The 18,697-nt window shown below is 59.8% G+C and carries 13 protein-coding genes and 1 tRNA gene; 13 read left to right on the top strand and 1 reads right to left on the bottom strand.

From position 1 onward, the window contains the following. The first annotated feature begins 446 nt into the window (after nucleotides 1-446). The 10 genes from tuf to rpoC all read left to right on the top strand — a co-directional run bounded on the left by tuf (nucleotide 447) and on the right by rpoC (nucleotide 14,607). Nucleotides 447-1,622: an elongation factor Tu gene (gene tuf, locus ACZ9IU_RS08760; RefSeq protein ID WP_038542108.1), complete on the top strand. Its 1,176-nt coding sequence runs from the start codon at nucleotides 447-449 to the stop codon at nucleotides 1,620-1,622. Between the two features lie 551 nt (nucleotides 1,623-2,173). Next, a tRNA-Trp gene (locus tag ACZ9IU_RS08765) sits at nucleotides 2,174-2,249 on the top strand. A gap of 197 nt (nucleotides 2,250-2,446) precedes the next feature. Beyond that, entirely contained in the window at nucleotides 2,447-2,647 is a 201-nt protein-coding gene (gene secE, locus ACZ9IU_RS08770; RefSeq protein WP_038542111.1) for a preprotein translocase subunit SecE, read from the top strand. A gap of 15 nt (nucleotides 2,648-2,662) precedes the next feature. Further along, on the top strand, nucleotides 2,663-3,193 hold the full coding sequence (nusG, locus tag ACZ9IU_RS08775) for a transcription termination/antitermination protein NusG (RefSeq protein ID WP_007770615.1): 531 nt from the start codon (nucleotides 2,663-2,665) through the stop codon (nucleotides 3,191-3,193). A 198-nt stretch (nucleotides 3,194-3,391) separates the two neighbouring features. Continuing rightward, nucleotides 3,392-3,823, top strand: a complete 432-nt coding sequence (rplK, locus tag ACZ9IU_RS08780; protein WP_037088457.1) for a 50S ribosomal protein L11 — start codon at nucleotides 3,392-3,394, stop codon at nucleotides 3,821-3,823. Nucleotide 3,824: 1 nt separating this feature from the next. Continuing rightward, entirely contained in the window at nucleotides 3,825-4,520 is a 696-nt protein-coding gene (gene rplA / locus ACZ9IU_RS08785) for a 50S ribosomal protein L1 (RefSeq protein ID WP_038542117.1), read from the top strand. Between the two features lie 311 nt (nucleotides 4,521-4,831). Next, nucleotides 4,832-5,389 carry a 50S ribosomal protein L10 gene (gene rplJ / locus ACZ9IU_RS08790; RefSeq protein WP_258718953.1) on the top strand — a complete coding sequence of 186 codons (558 nt, stop codon included), beginning with the start codon at nucleotides 4,832-4,834 and terminating at the stop codon, nucleotides 5,387-5,389. 60 nt (nucleotides 5,390-5,449) lie between these two features. Then, the gene (rplL, locus tag ACZ9IU_RS08795) at nucleotides 5,450-5,827 is read left to right on the top strand and encodes a 50S ribosomal protein L7/L12 (protein ID WP_024164302.1); all 378 of its coding nucleotides are present in this window, start codon (nucleotides 5,450-5,452) and stop codon (nucleotides 5,825-5,827) included. 248 nt (nucleotides 5,828-6,075) lie between these two features. Beyond that, nucleotides 6,076-10,212, top strand: a complete 4,137-nt coding sequence (rpoB, locus tag ACZ9IU_RS08800; RefSeq protein ID WP_038542126.1) for a DNA-directed RNA polymerase subunit beta — start codon at nucleotides 6,076-6,078, stop codon at nucleotides 10,210-10,212. 186 nt (nucleotides 10,213-10,398) lie between these two features. Further along, complete coding sequence (rpoC, locus tag ACZ9IU_RS08805; protein ID WP_038542129.1) at nucleotides 10,399-14,607, top strand: DNA-directed RNA polymerase subunit beta'; 4,209 nt, start codon at nucleotides 10,399-10,401, stop codon at nucleotides 14,605-14,607. A gap of 221 nt (nucleotides 14,608-14,828) precedes the next feature. Here the strand turns inward: rpoC and ACZ9IU_RS08810 are convergent, their stop codons facing one another. Further along, on the bottom strand, nucleotides 14,829-15,122 hold the full coding sequence (locus ACZ9IU_RS08810; protein WP_038549049.1) for a hypothetical protein: 294 nt from the start codon (nucleotides 15,120-15,122) through the stop codon (nucleotides 14,829-14,831). Between the two features lie 485 nt (nucleotides 15,123-15,607). Here ACZ9IU_RS08810 and rpsL point away from each other — a divergent pair, with 485 nt between their 5' ends. The 3 genes from rpsL (at nucleotide 15,608) to fusA (ending at nucleotide 18,661) form a co-directional block, all read left to right on the top strand. Continuing rightward, nucleotides 15,608-15,979, top strand: a complete 372-nt coding sequence (rpsL, locus tag ACZ9IU_RS08815; RefSeq protein ID WP_003547537.1) for a 30S ribosomal protein S12 — start codon at nucleotides 15,608-15,610, stop codon at nucleotides 15,977-15,979. Nucleotides 15,980-16,057: 78 nt separating this feature from the next. After that, nucleotides 16,058-16,528, top strand: a complete 471-nt coding sequence (rpsG, locus tag ACZ9IU_RS08820; RefSeq protein WP_007755828.1) for a 30S ribosomal protein S7 — start codon at nucleotides 16,058-16,060, stop codon at nucleotides 16,526-16,528. A 33-nt stretch (nucleotides 16,529-16,561) separates the two neighbouring features. Beyond that, nucleotides 16,562-18,661 (top strand): elongation factor G, encoded by a 2,100-nt coding sequence (fusA, locus tag ACZ9IU_RS08825; RefSeq protein ID WP_038542134.1) that lies wholly within the window; start codon nucleotides 16,562-16,564, stop codon nucleotides 18,659-18,661. Nucleotides 18,662-18,697 lie beyond the last annotated feature (36 nt).

The raw sequence follows: 18,697 nt of genomic DNA on the forward strand, positions 1-18,697 counted from the left end.
TCGCGCGGCTTGCGCCATGCTGTGGGACACTAGACACTGCCTCAGCCGGAACGAGGCATGTTTCCCCGCATCGTTTTGAGCCGCGCATCCGGTGCCGAGGGGCCGCCGGTAGGTACGGCAGCTGACAAACGATCCCGGAACAAACTTCTGTGCTATACTAACATGATAAAGGCGGACCTAGAGCCCTGCGGCCTTACCCGGCCGCGGGGCTTTTTTGCGCTTCTGGCGCACGTCAATTCGCCGAAGCCCAAAGTCAGAGCCGGTCCGGATCTTGAACTGAGGGCGTGCTGAACCGACCGTCCCCGGGCATTTTCAAGCCGATTTGCCCGGCTCCCCTTGTCCGGGCGCGCGTCGTAATTATGTCTTGCGCATTCTAGTGGAAAGCCTTAAACGGCGACACCAAACCCGGTCGCCGGGTCCACCCTTATGTTCACAGGAAGCATTCAATGGCAAAGAGCAAGTTTGAGCGCAACAAGCCGCACGTCAACATTGGCACGATCGGTCACGTTGACCATGGCAAGACGTCGCTGACGGCCGCGATCACGAAGTACTTCGGCGAGTACAAGGCCTATGACCAGATCGACGCGGCTCCTGAAGAAAAGGCACGCGGCATCACCATTTCGACGGCGCACGTCGAATATGAGACGCCGGCCCGCCACTATGCGCACGTCGACTGCCCCGGCCACGCCGACTATGTGAAGAACATGATCACCGGTGCGGCGCAGATGGACGGCGCGATCTTGGTTTGCTCGGCTGCCGACGGCCCGATGCCGCAGACCCGCGAGCACATCCTGCTCGCCCGTCAGGTTGGCGTTCCGGCAATCGTGGTGTTCCTTAACAAGGTCGACCAGGTCGACGACGCCGAGCTTCTCGAGCTCGTCGAGCTGGAAGTGCGCGAACTTCTGTCGTCCTACGACTTCCCGGGCGACGACATTCCGATCATCAAGGGTTCGGCACTGGCCGCTCTTGAAGATTCGGACAAGAAGATCGGCGAAGATTCGATCCGCGAGCTGATGGCCGCTGTCGACGCCTACATCCCGACGCCGGAGCGTCCGATCAACCTGCCGTTCCTGCTGCCGATCGAAGACGTGTTCTCGATCTCGGGCCGCGGTACGGTCGTCACCGGCCGCGTCGAGCGTGGTATCGTCAAGGTTGGCGAAGAAGTCGAGATCGTCGGCATCCGCGCCACCACCAAGACGACGGTGACCGGCGTTGAAATGTTCCGCAAGCTGCTCGACCAGGGCCAGGCCGGCGACAACATCGGCGCGCTGATCCGTGGCGTCCAGCGTGACGGCGTCGAGCGTGGCCAGATCCTGTGCAAGCCGGGTTCGGTCAAGCCGCACAAGAAGTTCATGGCTGAAGCCTATATCCTGACGAAAGAAGAAGGCGGTCGTCATACGCCGTTCTTCACCAACTACCGTCCGCAGTTCTACTTCCGCACGACGGACGTGACGGGCATCGTTTCGCTGCCGGAAGGCACGGAAATGGTCATGCCGGGCGACAACGTGACCGTTGCCGTCGAGCTGATCGTTCCGATCGCGATGGAAGAAAAGCTGCGCTTCGCAATCCGCGAAGGCGGCCGTACCGTCGGCGCCGGCATCGTCGCCTCGATCATCGAGTAATCGATAGCGGCATTGGATAGATAAGGCCCTGCCGGCGACGGCGGGGCCTTTTGCATTCGGCCCTGACCCTCTGGCAATTGGGAGGTTCACCCGGAGTCAGCATGTCGAAAACAGGTCGTTCTCGTAACGGAAACGGCGTTCCGGCGCCCGACATATCACAGCTTGCCGAGCTCATGGGATGGCGGCCCGCCGGCCACGGACACGCGACCTGCGGCGCCACGGTGCTCAGGGGCTGGTGCGCTGCCGCCGTCGTGCTCTGTGGCCACTGTCAATCGCACGCACCCTTGAAGAGACATATTTTCTGGGGCGCATACGGAGTGGGGGGTGGGCGAGATCATCAGGCGCAGCAAGTCTCCGCTCGGTGACTGGCTGCGGAAGAGGTGCTTTCGGTGGCCCGGATGGCGGAGACATCCGAGGTTGGGCCGAAAGCTCAGGTGAACGGTTCGGATATTCAAAAATGCGCTTGCAAAGCGCAGCGCATCCCCTTAAAGGGAGCGCCTAGCCAGTTGGCGGCGAGCCGGAGTTTCCGGTTTACTTTCCGCGAAGGTTGAAGGGGTGTAGCTCAGTTGGTAGAGCGGCGGTCTCCAAAACCGCAGGTCGTCGGTTCAAGCCCGGCCGCCCCTGCCATTTTCAGATGATTGGCGCGAGATTATCCGCAGCGGAATTGTCGGGAAATGGCCGTCGTGCAAAACGGCGAAATTTCATCGAACACTGTTTTCCCTCTTGTGTAAAGGGGAAGGGGTGTTTATGTAGGTCAAAACAGACACGCGGTGCGTGGGGCTGAGAGAGTTCAGCTTTACGCGCCGTAATTGCGTGGGCAATCTATGGCATCCAAAACCAATCCCGTTACGTTTCTGCGCCAAGTGCGCTCCGAGACGACGAAAATCCATTGGCCGTCTCGTCGTGAGACCATGATTTCCACGGCCATGGTTCTGGTTATGGTTGTGTTCGCTGCGCTGTTTTTCTTCGCTGCAGACCAGCTTATGGGATGGTTGCTCCGTCTCGTACTGAACGTCAGCGTTTGATCCTGGAGAATAAAGATGGCGGCGCGTTGGTACATCGTCCACGCATATTCTAATTTTGAGAAGAAGGTGGCCGAGGACATCGAGAACAAGGCTCGCCAGAAGGGGCTTGAGCATCTGTTCGAAAAGATCCTCGTGCCGACCGAAAAGGTCGTCGAGGTGCGCCGCGGCCGAAAGGTCGATTCCGAGCGCAAGTTCTTTCCGGGCTACGTCATGGTTCGGGCCAACCTGACCGACGAAGCCTACCACCTGATCAAGAACACGCCGAAGGTTACCGGCTTCCTTGGTTCCGACAACAAGCCGGTGCCGATCCCGGACTTCGAAGCCGAGCGCATTCTCGGTCAGGTTCAGGAAGGTGTCGAGCGGCCGAAGTCCTCGATCACCTTCGAAATCGGCGAGCAGGTCCGCGTGTCGGACGGTCCGTTCGCGTCGTTCAACGGCACCGTACAGGATGTCGACGAAGAGCGTTCGCGCCTCAAGGTCGAGGTCTCGATCTTCGGTCGTGCGACCCCGGTCGAGCTGGAATACGCCCAGGTCGAAAAGGTCTGATGAATTTCGAAATGGGGCCTGCTGTTTGCGCAGCGGGTCTCGTGCGGCGTTTGCCGCAAGCGCGTGGGAGGAACGGTGCCTTAGCCGGGCATTTTGGCCGAACCACGCAACCGCAGCCGCCGGCGAAAGCCGGCATGTCGGACCGGGAAACCGGTCTCTAATGAGCCGGGTAACCGGTCTCTCGAAAGGCAGAGAGTTATGGCTAAGAAAGTTATGGGCCACCTCAAGCTGCAGGTAAAGGCAGGGTCGGCCAATCCGTCCCCGCCGATCGGTCCTGCACTTGGTCAGCGCGGCATCAACATCATGGAATTCTGCAAGGCGTTCAACGCCGCCACGCAGGAAATGGAAAAGGGCATGCCGATCCCAGTCGTCATCACCTATTTCCAGGACAAGTCCTTCACCTTCGCGATGAAGCAGCCTCCGGTCAGCTATTGGCTGAAGAAGGAAGCGAAGATCACCTCGGGTTCGAAGACCCCGGGCAAGGGCGCCAAGGCTGGCACCCTGACCAAGGCTCAGATCCAGACCATCGCCCAGGCGAAGATGAAGGATCTGAACGCGGCCGATCTCGAAGGCGCAATGGCCATGATCGAGGGCTCTGCCCGCGCCATGGGCCTGGAAGTGGTGGCTTAACATGGTAAAGCTTGCAAAGCGTATTCAGAAGATCCGCGAAGGCGTCGATCCGACCAAGCTGGTCGCCCTGACGGAAGCCATTTCGATGGTCAAGGTTCGCGCCACGGCGAAGTTCGACGAAACCGTCGAAATCTCCATGAACCTCGGCGTCGATCCGCGTCACGCAGACCAGATGGTCCGCGGCGTGGTCAACCTGCCGAACGGTACCGGCCGTGACGTTCGCGTCGCCGTTTTCGCACGTGGCGCCAAGGCTGACGAAGCCAAGGCTGCCGGCGCAGACATCGTCGGCGCCGAAGATCTGGTCGAAATCGTTCAGGGCGGCAAGATCGACTTCGATCGCTGCATCGCCACCCCGGACATGATGCCGCTCGTCGGTCGTCTCGGTAAGGTTCTCGGCCCGCGCGGCATGATGCCGAACCCGAAGGTCGGAACCGTCACCATGGACGTCACGGGCGCCGTCAAGGCTTCCAAGGGCGGCGCTGTCGAGTTCCGCGTCGAGAAGGCTGGCATCATCCACGCCGGCATCGGCAAGGCTTCCTTCGAAGCCAAGGCCCTCGAAGAGAACATCAAGGCTTTCGCCGATGCGGTCATTAAGGCCAAGCCGGCTGGTGCGAAGGGTAACTACGTCAAGCGCGTAGCGATTTCCTCGACCATGGGTCCGGGCGTCAAGATCGATCCGTCGACGGTGACGATCTAAAGTTCTGTCCAGCGCCTTTGGGTTCTGGACTGCATGAATTCCCGGTCCTTCGGGGCCGGGAATTTCCCAGGGAAACCTGGGAATTCCTGTCCGAGATTGCGGGTGGTTTCGACCTTAATCACTTGATGCCTGCATGAGACGGGTAAGACCCGAGATTTTTGAGGCGCTAGCGCGCTTTACGAATTCGGTTCGAGCCTAGTGTGCCTTGTGCCTGGAGCCCCAGTGGCGACAGTGCGAGGGGACAGGATCCTCAAGCGTCGCTTGGGGTCCTAATCAAGGGATCCCTTGAGGCAAAGGCAACCCGATGGGGCCTGCAGGATTGCGGTCCCGTCAACTGGAGACAGACAGTGGAAAGAGCGGAAAAGCGCGAATTTGTCACGGAGCTGAACGAAGTCTTCAAGGCTTCTGGTTCGGTTGTCGTGGCCCACTATGCTGGTGTCACAGTAGCGCAGATGAACGATTTTCGTTCGAAGATGCGCGCTGCTGGCGGCACCGTCAAAGTCGCGAAGAACCGTCTGGCCAAGATCGCTCTTCAGGGTACGGAGTCGGAAGGGATGTCAAATCTCTTCAAGGGTCAGACGCTGATCGCATTCAGCGAAGACCCGGTAACGGCTCCGAAGGTCGTCATGGATTTCGCCAAGACCAATGACAAGATCATTGTTCTGGGCGGTTCCATGGGTGCAACCACGCTCACTGCGGATGCGGTCAAGTCGCTTGCGACCCTGCCTTCGCTGGACGAGCTTCGCGGCAAGCTGCTGGGCCTCTTGAATGCCCCGGCATCGCGTATCGCGACGGTTGTTGCAGCACCGGCAAGCCAGCTTGCCCGCGTGTTCGCGGCCTACGCCAAGAAGGACGAGGAAGCCGCTTAAGGCGGTTTTTCGCTGTTCATACCCAAATCAAGTTCGAACCGAATATAAGGAACTATCAAAATGGCTGATCTCGCAAAGATCGTTGAAGACCTCTCTGCTCTGACCGTTCTGGAAGCCGCTGAGCTTTCCAAGCTGCTCGAAGAGAAGTGGGGCGTATCTGCAGCTGCTCCGGTAGCTGTCGCTGCTGCTGGCGGTGGCGCTGCTGCTGCTGTCGTTGAAGAAGAAAAGACCGAGTTCGACGTCATCCTCGCTGATGCCGGCGCCAACAAGATCAACGTCATCAAGGAAGTCCGCGCCATCACCGGCCTGGGCCTCAAGGAAGCCAAGGATCTCGTTGAAGCCGCTCCGAAGGCTGTCAAGGAAGGCGTCAACAAGGCTGAAGCCGCTGACCTCAAGAAGAAGCTTGAGGACGCCGGCGCCAAGGTCGACGTTAAGTAATATCGGAATGCGGCGGGAGGGGTCTCCTCTCCCGCCGGTTTCCTCCGAACATATTACCCAGGAACCGTCAAGACGGTTCCTGGGTAATGGGTTCTCAAGAGGATGGTCCCGAATCGAACAGAAAAGGCAATCCGGCCTGGCGTGTTCGAGAGGTGGGACGAGATTGGGAATACCCATTGATCGACGGGATCGACTGGCCAGCGAACCCCGTCCGTTGCAGGCCCGGATGCAAGTTTGAAGGAGCGACGATGGCTCAGACCCTTTCCTTTAATGGTCGCAGGCGCGTACGCAAGTTTTTTGGAAAAATCCCCGAAGTCACTGAGATGCCGAACCTCATCGAGGTTCAGAAGGCATCCTATGACCAGTTCCTGATGGTCGATGAACCGAAGGGCGGTCGTCCGGACGAAGGTCTGAACGCCGTCTTCCGGTCGGTCTTCCCGATCACCGATTTTTCCGGCGCCTCCATGCTCGAATTCGTATCCTACGAATTCGAACTGCCGAAGTTCGACGTGGAAGAATGCCGTCAGCGCGATCTGACCTATGCAGCGCCGCTTAAGGTGACACTGCGTCTCATCGTGTTCGATATCGACGAGGATACGGGCGCAAAGTCGATCAAGGACATCAAGGAGCAGTCGGTCTACATGGGCGACATGCCGCTCATGACCGATAACGGTACGTTCATCGTGAACGGCACCGAGCGCGTGATCGTGTCCCAGATGCACCGTTCGCCGGGCGTCTTCTTTGACCACGACAAGGGCAAGAGCCATTCTTCCGGCAAGCTGCTCTTCGCTGCCCGCGTCATCCCGTATCGCGGTTCCTGGCTCGACATCGAATTCGACGCCAAGGATATCGTCTACGCCCGCATCGACCGCCGCCGTAAGATCCCCGTGACCTCGCTGCTGATGGCGCTTGGCATGGACGGTGAAGAAATCCTGTCGACCTTCTATACGAAGTCGTCCTATCAGCGCGACGGCGATGGCTGGCGGATTCCGTTCCAGCCGGAAACCCTGAAGGGTGCCAAGACCCTTTCCGACATGATCGACGCCGATACCGGCGAAGTGGTTGTCGAATCCGGCAAGAAGCTCACGCCGCGCCTTCTCCGTCAGCTGACGGACAAGGGCCTGAAGGCGTTGAAGGCAACCAATGACGACATCTACGGCAACTATCTTGCCGAAGACATCGTCAACGCGGCAACCGGCGAGATCTACCTCGAAGCCGGCGACGAGATCGACGAAAAGACCCTGCCGGTCATCCTCAATGCAGGTTTCGACGAAGTTCCGGTTCTCGGCATCGACCATATCAATGTCGGCGCCTACATCCGCAACACGCTGTCGGCCGACAAGAACGAGAACCGTCAGGACGCTCTGTTCGACATCTACCGCGTCATGCGTCCGGGTGAACCGCCGACCATGGAATCGGCCGAAGCCATGTTCAACTCGCTGTTCTTCGATTCGGAGCGTTACGACCTCTCCGCCGTCGGCCGCGTCAAGATGAACATGCGCCTCGACCTCGAAGTCGCCGACACCGTCCGTACGCTGCGCAAGGACGACATTCTGGCCGTAGTCCGGATGCTGGTCGAACTGCGCGACGGCAAGGGCGAGATCGACGACATCGACAACCTCGGCAACCGCCGCGTCCGTTCCGTCGGCGAACTGATGGAAAATCAGTATCGCCTCGGCCTGCTCCGCATGGAGCGCGCCATCAAGGAACGCATGTCGTCGATCGAGATCGATACCGTCATGCCGCAGGACCTGATCAACGCCAAGCCGGCAGCCGCCGCGGTTCGCGAATTCTTCGGCTCCTCGCAGCTGTCGCAGTTCATGGACCAGGTGAACCCGCTTTCGGAAATCACCCACAAGCGCCGTCTTTCGGCACTTGGTCCGGGTGGTCTGACCCGCGAGCGCGCCGGCTTCGAAGTCCGCGACGTTCACCCGACCCATTACGGCCGTATTTGCCCGATCGAAACGCCGGAAGGCCCGAACATCGGTCTGATCAACTCGCTTGCAACTTTTGCCCGCGTCAACAAGTACGGCTTCATCGAAAGCCCGTATCGCAAGATCATCGACGGTGTGGTGACGAAGGAAGTGCTTTACCTCTCCGCTATGGAAGAGGCGAAGTATTACGTCGCACAGGCGAACGCCGAACTGGATAAGAACGGCTCTTTCGTGGAAGAGTTCGTCGTCTGCCGTCATGCCGGCGAAGTCATGCTGTCCCCGCGCGACACCATCAACCTGATGGACGTCTCGCCGAAGCAGCTCGTTTCGGTCGCGGCAGCTCTGATCCCGTTCCTGGAAAACGACGACGCCAACCGCGCTCTCATGGGCTCGAACATGCAGCGTCAGGCCGTGCCGCTGGTACGTGCTGAAGCTCCGTTCGTCGGCACCGGCATGGAACCGGTCGTCGCTCGCGACTCCGGCGCAGCCATCGCTGCCCGCCGTGGCGGCGTGGTCGACCAGGTCGACGCGACGCGTATCGTTATCCGCGCCACCGAAGACCTCGATCCGTCGAAGTCGGGCGTCGATATCTATCGTCTGCAGAAGTTCCAGCGTTCGAACCAGAACACCTGCGTCAACCAGCGTCCGCTGGTCGCCGTCGGCGACATCCTGAACAAGGGCGACATCATTGCCGACGGTCCGTCGACGGACCTTGGTGACTTGGCGCTCGGCCGCAACGCGCTCGTCGCGTTCATGCCCTGGAACGGCTACAACTACGAAGACTCGATCCTGCTCTCCGAGCGCATCGTGTCGGACGACGTGTTCACCTCCATCCACATCGAAGAATTCGAAGTGATGGCGCGTGACACCAAGCTTGGTCCGGAAGAAATCACCCGCGACATTCCGAACGTTTCGGAAGAAGCGCTGAAGAACCTCGACGAAGCCGGCATCGTCTACATTGGCGCCGAAGTCCAGCCGGGCGATATCCTCGTCGGCAAGATCACGCCGAAGGGCGAAAGCCCGATGACGCCGGAAGAAAAGCTTCTGCGCGCCATCTTCGGTGAAAAGGCCTCCGACGTTCGCGACACCTCCATGCGCATGCCTCCGGGCACGTTCGGCACGGTCGTCGAAGTCCGCGTCTTCAACCGTCACGGTGTGGAGAAGGACGAACGCGCCATGGCGATCGAGCGTGAGGAAATCGAACGCCTCGCCAAGGACCGCGACGACGAACAGGCAATTCTCGACCGCAACGTCTATGGCCGTCTGACGGACATGCTGCGCGGCCAGATGTCGGTTGCCGGTCCGAAGGGCTTCAAGAAGGGCATCGAACTCACCAACGCCGTCATCTCCGAATATCCCCGCTCGCAGTGGTGGATGTTCGCAGTCGAGGACGAAAAGGTGCAGGGCGAAGTCGAAGCTCTGCGTGGCCAGTACGACGAATCCAAGTCGCGCCTTGAACAGCGCTTCATGGACAAGGTCGAAAAGGTCCAGCGCGGCGACGAAATGCCTCCGGGCGTCATGAAGATGGTCAAGGTCTTCGTCGCTGTGAAGCGCAAGATCCAGCCGGGCGACAAGATGGCTGGCCGTCACGGCAACAAGGGTGTCGTGTCGCGCATCGTACCGGTCGAGGACATGCCGTTCCTCGAAGACGGCACGCATGTCGACATCGTTCTGAACCCGCTCGGCGTGCCTTCGCGCATGAACGTCGGTCAGATCCTCGAGACGCACCTGGCGTGGGCTTGCGCCGGCATGGGCAAGCGTATCGGCGCGATGCTTGAAGAGTACCGCAAGTCGAACGATATCACCGACTTGAAGAAAGAGCTGACGGAAGCCTATCAGAGTGAGGCAAACGCTGAAGTTGCCAGCTTCGACGACGACTCTCTCGTTCGTCTGGCCGAGCAGTCCAAGCGTGGTCTGTCGATCGCAACGCCGGTCTTCGACGGTGCGCATGAGCCGGACGTCGCAGCGATGCTGACCAAGGCGGGCCTCGATCCGTCCGGTCAGTCGGTCCTCTATGACGGCCGTACCGGTGAGCAGTTCGACCGCAAGGTGACTGTCGGCTACATGTACATGATCAAGCTGAACCACCTCGTGGACGACAAGATCCACGCGCGTTCGATCGGTCCGTACTCGCTGGTCACCCAGCAGCCGCTCGGTGGCAAGGCGCAGTTCGGCGGCCAGCGCTTCGGCGAAATGGAAGTCTGGGCGCTCGAAGCCTATGGCGCCGCCTACACGCTGCAGGAAATGCTGACCGTGAAGTCGGACGACGTGGCTGGCCGTACCAAGGTCTACGAAGCGATCGTTCGCGGCGACGACACGTTCGAGGCAGGCATTCCGGAGAGCTTCAACGTTCTCGTCAAGGAAATGCGCTCTCTCGGCCTGTCCGTCGAGCTCGAGAACTCGAAGATCGACGAGGCGAATGCCGGTCAGTTGCCCGACGCAGCCGAATAAAACGACAAGCCGGCGCGCGCCAGGAATGGGCGCGCGCCACTCCCACCTCCGGTATCCGCCGGAAGGACAGGGGATTTTTGCCGCATTTCGCGGCTAATACTGTTTTAGAGCATCGGGCGGTCCCTCCCGGGAATTCGGACCGTTTCGATCGCCAGCCGAGGGCTTCCGCCCCTAAAGGAGATAGGCATGAACCAAGAGGTCATGAATCTTTTCAATCCGCAGGTGCCTGCACAGCACTTCGATTCGATCCGTATCTCGATCGCGTCTCCGGAGAAGATTCTCTCCTGGTCCTACGGCGAGATCAAAAAGCCGGAGACCATCAACTACCGTACCTTCAAGCCGGAACGCGACGGCCTTTTCTGCGCGCGCATCTTCGGGCCGATCAAGGACTATGAGTGCCTGTGCGGCAAGTACAAGCGCATGAAGTACAAGGGCATCATCTGCGAAAAGTGCGGCGTCGAAGTCACGCTGTCGCGCGTTCGCCGTGAGCGCATGGGCCATATCGAGCTCGCCGCTCCCGTCGCCCATATCTGGTTCCTGAAGTCGCTTCCGTCGCGCATCTCGACCCTTCTCGACATGACGCTGAAGGATGTCGAGCGCGTTCTCTATTTTGAGAACTACATCGTCACTGAGCCGGGCCTCACCTCGCTCAAGGAAAACCAGCTTCTTTCCGAAGAAGAATACATGATCGCCGTCGACGAGTTCGGCGAAGATCAGTTCACGGCGATGATCGGCGCCGAGGCCATCTACGAGATGCTGGCCTCGATGAATCTCGAAAAGATCGCTGGCGACCTGCGTTCGGAACTTGCCGACACCACGTCGGACCTGAAGCAGAAGAAGCTGATGAAGCGCCTGAAGATCGTCGAGAACTTCATGGAATCGGGCAACCGTCCGGAATGGATGATCATGAAGGTCGTCCCGGTCATCCCGCCGGACCTGCGCCCGCTGGTTCCGCTCGATGGCGGCCGCTTTGCGACCTCGGACCTCAATGATCTCTATCGTCGCGTCATCAACCGTAACAACCGTCTGAAGCGCCTGATCGAACTGCGCGCTCCGGGCATCATCATCCGCAACGAAAAGCGCATGCTGCAGGAATCTGTGGACGCGCTGTTCGACAACGGCCGTCGTGGCCGCGTCATCACCGGCGCCAACAAGCGTCCGCTGAAGTCGCTGTCCGATATGCTCAAGGGCAAGCAGGGCCGCTTCCGCCAGAACCTTCTCGGCAAGCGCGTCGACTATTCCGGCCGTTCTGTCATCGTGACCGGTCCGGAACTGAAGCTGCACCAGTGCGGCCTGCCGAAGAAGATGGCGCTCGAACTGTTCAAGCCGTTCATCTACGCTCGCCTCGACGCCAAGGGTTACTCCTCGACCGTCAAGCAGGCCAAGAAGCTGGTTGAAAAGGAAAAGCCGGAAGTCTGGGATATCCTCGACGAGGTCATCCGCGAGCATCCGGTTCTCCTGAACCGTGCGCCGACGCTGCACCGCCTGGGCATCCAGGCCTTCGAACCGATCCTGGTCGAAGGCAAGGCGATCCAGCTGCATCCGCTCGTCTGCACGGCCTTCAACGCCGACTTCGACGGTGACCAGATGGCCGTTCACGTGCCGCTGTCGCTCGAAGCCCAGCTCGAAGCCCGCGTGCTGATGATGTCGACGAACAACATCCTGCACCCTGCAAACGGCGCACCGATCATCGTTCCGTCGCAGGACATGGTTCTCGGCCTCTACTATCTGGCGATCATGAACCAGAACGAGCCGGGCGAAGGCATGGCCTTCTCCGACATGGGCGAACTGCACCACGCTCTGGAAAACAAGGTCGTTACCCTGCATGCCAAGATCCGCGGTCGCTTCAAGACCCTGGATGCCGACGGCAAGCTGGTCTCGAAGATCTATGAAACGACCCCCGGCCGCATGATCATCGGCGAACTTCTGCCGAAGAACGTCAACGTGCCGTTCGAGACCTGCAACCAGGAAATGACCAAGAAGAACATCTCCAAGATGATCGACACGGTCTACCGTCACTGCGGTCAGAAGGACACGGTGATCTTCTGCGACCGCATCATGCAGCTCGGCTTCACGCACGCCTGCAAGGCCGGTATCTCCTTCGGCAAGGACGACATGATCATCCCGGAAACCAAGGCGAAGATCGTCGGTGATACCGAAACCCTGGTGAAGGAATACGAGCAGCAGTACAACGACGGCCTGATCACTCAGGGCGAGAAGTACAACAAGGTCGTCGACGCCTGGGGCAAGGCTACCGAAAAGGTTGCGGAAGACATGATGGCTCGCATTAAGGCTGTCGAGTTCGATCCGAAAACCGGTCGCCAGAAGCAGATGAACGCCATCTACATGATGTCCCACTCGGGTGCCCGTGGTTCTCCGAACCAGATGCGCCAGCTGGGCGGCATGCGCGGCCTGATGGCCAAGCCGTCGGGTGAGATCATCGAAACGCCGATCATCTCGAACTTCAAGGAAGGCCTGACCGTTAACGAGTACTTCAACTCGACCCACGGTGCCCGTAAGGGTCTCGCAGACACCGCCTTGAAGACCGCGAACTCCGGTTACCTGACCCGTCGTCTCGTCGACGTGGCGCAGGACTGCATCGTCAACCTGGTCGATTGCGGCACCGAGAGCGGCCTCACCATGACGGCGATCGTTGACGCCGGTCAGGTCGTGGCTTCCATCGGCGCTCGTGTTCTTGGCCGTACCGCACTCGACGACATCGATCATCCGGTCACGGGTGCGCGTATCGTCGATGCCGGCAAGATGATCCTCGAGCCGGATGTCATCGAGATCGAAAAGGCTGGTATCCAGTCGATCCGCATCCGTTCTGCACTGACCTGCGAAGTTCAGACGGGTGTCTGCTCGGTCTGCTACGGCCGAGATCTGGCCCGTGGTACTCCGGTCAACATGGGCGAAGCCGTCGGCGTCATCGCGGCTCAGTCGATCGGCGAGCCGGGAACCCAGCTCACCATGCGTACCTTCCACTTGGGTGGTACGGCAAACGTGGTCGACCAGTCGTTCCTGGAAGCGTCGTACGAAGGCACGATCCAGATCAAGAACCGCAACATGCTGCGGAACTCCGAAGGCGTTCTCGTCGCGATGGGCCGCAACATGGCGGTCACCATCCTTGACGAGCGCGGCGTCGAGCGTTCCTCGCAGCGCGTCGCCTACGGTTCGAAGCTGTTCGTGGATGATGGCGACAAGGTTCGTCGCGGTCAGCGTCTGGCAGAGTGGGATCCCTACACACGCCCGATGATGACGGAAGTCGAAGGTACGGTTCAGTTCGAAGACGTGGTCGACTCGATCTCGGTTTCGGAATCGACCGACGAATCCACCGGCATCACCAAGCGTCAGGTCATCGACTGGCGTTCGACGCCGCGCGGCATCGACCTGAAGCCGGCGATCGTCATCAAGGACGCTTCGGGCACAATCATGAAACTGGCCCGCGGTGGCGAAGCCCGCTTCAACCTGTCGGTCGACGCCATCCTGTCGGTCGAGCCGGGTCAGAAGGTCAGCCAGGGCGACGTTCTCGCCCGCGTTCCGCTGGAAAGCGCCAAGACCAAGGACATCACCGGTGGTCTGCCGCGTGTTGCCGAGCTCTTCGAAGCCCGTCGTCCGAAGGATCACGCCATCATCGCTGAGATCGATGGTACGATCCGCCTCGGCCGCGACTACAAGAACAAGCGTCGCGTCATGATCGAGCCGGCGGAAGACGGTGTCGAGCCGGTCGAATACCTGATCCCGAAGGGCAAGCCCTTCCATCTTCAGGAAGGCGACTACATCGAAAAGGGCGACTACATCCTCGACGGCAATCCGGCGCCGCACGACATCCTGGCGATCAAGGGCGTGGAAGCACTCGCTTCCTACCTCGTCAACGAAATCCAGGAAGTCTATCGTCTGCAGGGCGTTGTCATCAACGACAAGCATATCGAGGTGATTGTCCGTCAGATGCTGCAGAAGGTCGAGATCACCGATGCCGGCGACAGCCAGTACATCGTCGGTGACAATGTCGACCGGATCGAGCTGGACGAAGTCAACGAGCGTCTCGCCGAAGAAGGCAAGAAGCCCGCTTACGGCGAACCGGTTCTGCTCGGCATCACCAAGGCGTCGCTGCAGACCCCGTCCTTCATCTCAGCCGCTTCCTTCCAGGAAACGACCAAGGTGCTGACGGAAGCTGCGATCGCCGGCAAGACCGACACGCTGCAGGGCCTCAAGGAAAACGTCATCGTCGGTCGTCTCATCCCGGCCGGTACGGGCGGCACCATGACCCAGATCCGCCGTATCGCCACATCGCGCGACGAACTCATCCTGGAAGAACGCAAGAAGGGTTCGGGCGCTTCGTCCGCCACCCCGATGCTTCAGGACCTGAACACCGAGAACACGCCCGCGGAGTGATCGGTAACGGCCAATTGGAAATCAAAACCGCCCGGAGCGATCCGGGCGGTTTTTTCGTTTCGGGCCAAGGGACAGGGCATCAAAAAAGCCGCCGGAACTGTCCGGCGACTTGGTGCATGCTCTGGCGAAACGTGGACGTGTCGCCACTGGTGAGGGTAAGGAAAGACAACTTCCGCCAGCCGGAGGAGGCGAGGGCAGCCAGGCCTCTTTGGAGATCGGGGCTACTCGAACCGGATGATCGCCACTTCGCCTTCGAGGGCGCCCTGGTAGGCGGAGGCATGCGGCTCCTCGGTCGGTTCGTCGGTCAGGATGCCGATCTGGTCGAGGTCGGCCTCGATGAAGCCTTCTTCGGAGAGCGCGTTGAGCGCTTCGCGGACGGCGGAATCGTCGTCCGGCGCGCGCAGCATGATATGCAGCTCGATGCCCTCGGCGCCCTTCTTTTCGTAGCCCTTGCCGATGATGATGAAGACCATCGGCCCGTCGAGGTTGTTGTCATTGTCGGGTGTGGCGATCATGGTCATCTCCGCAAGCGAATCCCTGGTATCGTCCGAAGACGAGGCGGAACGGAAGGTTCCCGCACTCTTTAGTGCGATCGGCGATGATTCCCAAACATTATCCGCGAGGGCATGTCATATTTCACGAAACTTGTCTCGAAACCCTCCATTTGGCCCCGAAACCAAGGGTTTGGGGCAATAATTTAGGATTCGGTCTTGACGGGCAGGGGGGAAAACAGTAAACGCCCCGCATCGGAAGCGATGTGAGGCTTGCCCGTTCGGAACGACTCGTTCCGGAGTACGCCTCAGACACGGTTCCATACGCACGTTGAAGACACGAATGCTGCACGCACGACGCATGAGGAATGCGTCCTCTGCTTTCTGTGGTCCATCCGCGAAAAGCGGATCGGGCCACGTTTTGCGCATGAGGAAATGTGTGTGCCGCCGCCGGAAACGGCATCAGATCGGCCCGAAAGGGTACTGAGAAAAACGTAAGGGATGGTTGAATGCCTACCGTAAACCAGCTGATCCGCAAGCCTCGCCAGGCGAACGTAAAGCGTAACAAGGTTCCTGCTCTGCAGGAAAACCCCCAGAAGCGCGGCGTTTGCACCCGCGTTTACACGACGACCCCGAAGAAGCCGAACTCGGCTCTGCGTAAGGTTGCCAAGATTCGCCTGACCAACGGCTTCGAAGTCATCGGCTACATCCCGGGTGAAGGCCACAATCTGCAGGAACACTCTGTCGTGATGATCCGCGGCGGCCGCGTCAAGGACTTGCCGGGCGTTCGCTACCACATCATCCGCGGCGTTCTCGACACCCAGGGCGTCAAGAACCGCAAGCAGCGCCGTTCCAAGTACGGTGCGAAGCGTCCGAAGTAATTCGGAATTCTGATTATCCGGCGCTGCGCGAGGTTCTCCGCGTGGTAAAGCGCCCGTAACAATTGAGAGACGAGAAGTATGTCCCGACGCCATAGTGCAGAGAAGCGTGAGATCAATCCGGACCCGAAGTTCGGCGATCTGGTCGTCACGAAGTTCATGAATGCGATCATGCTCCACGGCAAGAAGTCCGTAGCTGAAAACATCGTTTACGGCGCGTTCGACGTCGTGCAGGGCAAGGCTAAGGCCGACCCGCTGGGTATCTTCCATTCGGCGCTCGACAATGTCGCGCCGCATGTCGAAGTTCGTTCGCGCCGCGTTGGTGGTGCGACCTACCAGGTTCCGGTCGACGTTCGTCCCGAGCGCCGTCAGGCTCTCGCGATCCGTTGGGTGATCGCTGCTGCCCGCAAGCGCAACGAAACGACGATGGTCGATCGCCTTTCCGGTGAACTCATGGATGCCGCAAACAATCGTGGCAGCGCCGTCAAGAAGCGTGAAGACACGCACAAGATGGCCGACGCCAACCGCGCATTCTCGCATTACCGTTGGTAATCTTCACTCGATCGAATTTCGAAAGGCAGTCCTATGGCTCGCGAATATAAAATCGAAGACTACCGCAATTTCGGTATCATGGCGCATATCGACGCCGGCAAGACCACGACCACCGAGCGTATCCTTTATTACACCGGCAAGTCGCACAAGATCGGTGAAGTTCACGACGGCGCAGCCACGATGGACTGGATGGAGCAGGAGCAGGAGCGTGGCATCACGATCACCTCCGCTGCGACCACGACCTTCTGGAAGGGCCGTGACGGCAAGATGCGCCGCTTCAACATCATCGACACCCCCGGCCACGTCGACTTCACCATCGAAGTCGAACGTTCGCTGCGCGTGCTCGACGGTGCTGTCGCCCTCCTCGACGCCAACGCCGGTGTTGAGCCGCAGACGGAAACCGTCTGGCGTCAGGCCGACAAGTACAAGGTTCCGCGCCTGATCTTCTGCAACAAGATGGACAAGACCGGCGCCGATTTCTATCGCTCGGTCGAGATGATCAAGACGCGCCTCGGCGCGACTGCGGTTGTCTGCCAGTTGCCGATCGGTGCTGAAACCGAATTCAAGGGCATCGTCGACCTGATCGAGATGAACGCTCTCGTCTGGCGCGATGAATCGCTCGGCGCCCAGTGGGACGTCGTCGAAATCCCGGAAGACCTGAAGGCTCGTGCCGAAGAATTCCGCGAAAAGATGATCGAGACGGTTGTCGACATCGACGAAGAAGCCATGGAAAACTATCTGAACGGCGTCATGCCGGACAACGATAAGATCCGTGCGCTCATCCGTCGCGGCACAATCGACGTCAAGTTCTTCCCGATGTTCTGCGGCTCTGCCTTCAAGAACAAGGGCGTTCAGCCTCTCCTCGACGCCGTCGTCGAATTCCTGCCGTCGCCGGCAGACATTCCGGCCATCAAGGGCATCGACGTCAAGACCGAAGCCGAAATCGAACGTCATCCCGATGACACCGAGCCGCTTTCGATGCTGGCGTTCAAGATCATGAACGACCCCTTCGTCGGTTCGCTGACCTTCTGCCGTATCTATTCGGGCAAGCTCGAAAAGGGCGCTGCTCTGTTGAACACGGTCAAGGAAAAGCGCGAGCGCGTCGGCCGCATGCTGCAGATGCACTCGAACTCCCGTGAAGACATCGAAGAAGCCTTCGCCGGCGACATCGTCGCTCTCGCAGGCCTCAAGGAAACCACCACGGGCGACACGCTCTGCGATCCGCTGAAGCCGGTCATCCTCGAGCGCATGGAATTCCCCGAGCCGGTCATCCAGATCGCCATCGAGCCGAAGTCCAAGGGCGACCAGGAAAAGATGGGCCTCGCGCTCAACCGCCTGGCTGCCGAAGACCCGTCCTTCCGCGTCAAGACCGACGAAGAGTCCGGCCAGACGATCATCGCCGGCATGGGCGAACTTCACCTCGACATCCTCGTCGACCGCATGCGTCGCGAGTTCAAGGTCGAAGCCACCGTCGGTGCTCCGCAGGTTGCTTACCGCGAAACCATCACGCGCAAGCACGAAGAAGATTACACGCACAAGAAGCAGTCCGGTGGTACCGGCCAGTTCGCGCGCGTCAAGATCGTCTTCGAACCGAACCCGGACGGCGACGACTTCAAGTTCGAGTCCAAGATCGTCGGCGGTTCTGTTCCGAAGGAATACATCCCGGGCGTCCAGAAGGGCATCGAAAGCGTTCTGTCTTCCGGTCCGCTGGCTGGCTTCCCGATGCTGGGCGTCAAGGCGACGCTCATCGACGGTGCCTACCATGACGTCGACTCCTCGGTTCTGGCATTCGAAATCGCGTCTCGCGCCTGCTTCCGTGAAGCAGCCAAGAAGGCCGGTGCTCAGCTCCTCGAGCCGATGATGAAGGTCGAAGTCGTCACTCCGGAAGATTACGTCGGTGACGTTATCGGCGACCTGAACTCCCGTCGTGGCCAGATCCAGGGCCAGGAATCGCGCGGCATCGCCGTCGTGATCAACGCCCATGTGCCGCTCGCGAACATGTTCAAGTACGTCGACAACCTGCGCTCCATGTCTCAGGGCCGCGCGCAGTATTCGATGACCTTCGATCACTACGCACCGGTTCCGACCAACGTCGCAAACGAAATCCAGGCCAAGTACTCCGGTCAGAAGTGACCGGGGTAACCCCGCCCAATCAAATTAGAGAATAAC

It is taken from the genome of Mesorhizobium sp. USDA 4132, assembly GCF_056279545.1.

What these genes read in the sequence shown, in the direction of transcription:
- rpoC (WP_038542129.1), top strand. Translation starts at nt 10,399, where the DNA reads ATGAACCAAGAGGTCATGAATCTTTTCAATCCGCAGGTGCCTGCACAG.
- rpsL (WP_003547537.1), top strand. Translation starts at nt 15,608, where the DNA reads ATGCCTACCGTAAACCAGCTGATCCGCAAGCCTCGCCAGGCGAACGTA.
- secE (WP_038542111.1), top strand. Translation starts at nt 2,447, where the DNA reads ATGGCATCCAAAACCAATCCCGTTACGTTTCTGCGCCAAGTGCGCTCC.
- rplA (WP_038542117.1), top strand. Translation starts at nt 3,825, where the DNA reads ATGGTAAAGCTTGCAAAGCGTATTCAGAAGATCCGCGAAGGCGTCGAT.
- rpoB (WP_038542126.1), top strand. Translation starts at nt 6,076, where the DNA reads ATGGCTCAGACCCTTTCCTTTAATGGTCGCAGGCGCGTACGCAAGTTT.
- fusA (WP_038542134.1), top strand. Translation starts at nt 16,562, where the DNA reads ATGGCTCGCGAATATAAAATCGAAGACTACCGCAATTTCGGTATCATG.
- rplL (WP_024164302.1), top strand. Translation starts at nt 5,450, where the DNA reads ATGGCTGATCTCGCAAAGATCGTTGAAGACCTCTCTGCTCTGACCGTT.
- tuf (WP_038542108.1), top strand. Translation starts at nt 447, where the DNA reads ATGGCAAAGAGCAAGTTTGAGCGCAACAAGCCGCACGTCAACATTGGC.
- nusG (WP_007770615.1), top strand. Translation starts at nt 2,663, where the DNA reads ATGGCGGCGCGTTGGTACATCGTCCACGCATATTCTAATTTTGAGAAG.
- rplK (WP_037088457.1), top strand. Translation starts at nt 3,392, where the DNA reads ATGGCTAAGAAAGTTATGGGCCACCTCAAGCTGCAGGTAAAGGCAGGG.
- ACZ9IU_RS08810 (WP_038549049.1), bottom strand. Translation starts at nt 15,122, where the DNA reads ATGATCGCCACACCCGACAATGACAACAACCTCGACGGGCCGATGGTC.
- rpsG (WP_007755828.1), top strand. Translation starts at nt 16,058, where the DNA reads ATGTCCCGACGCCATAGTGCAGAGAAGCGTGAGATCAATCCGGACCCG.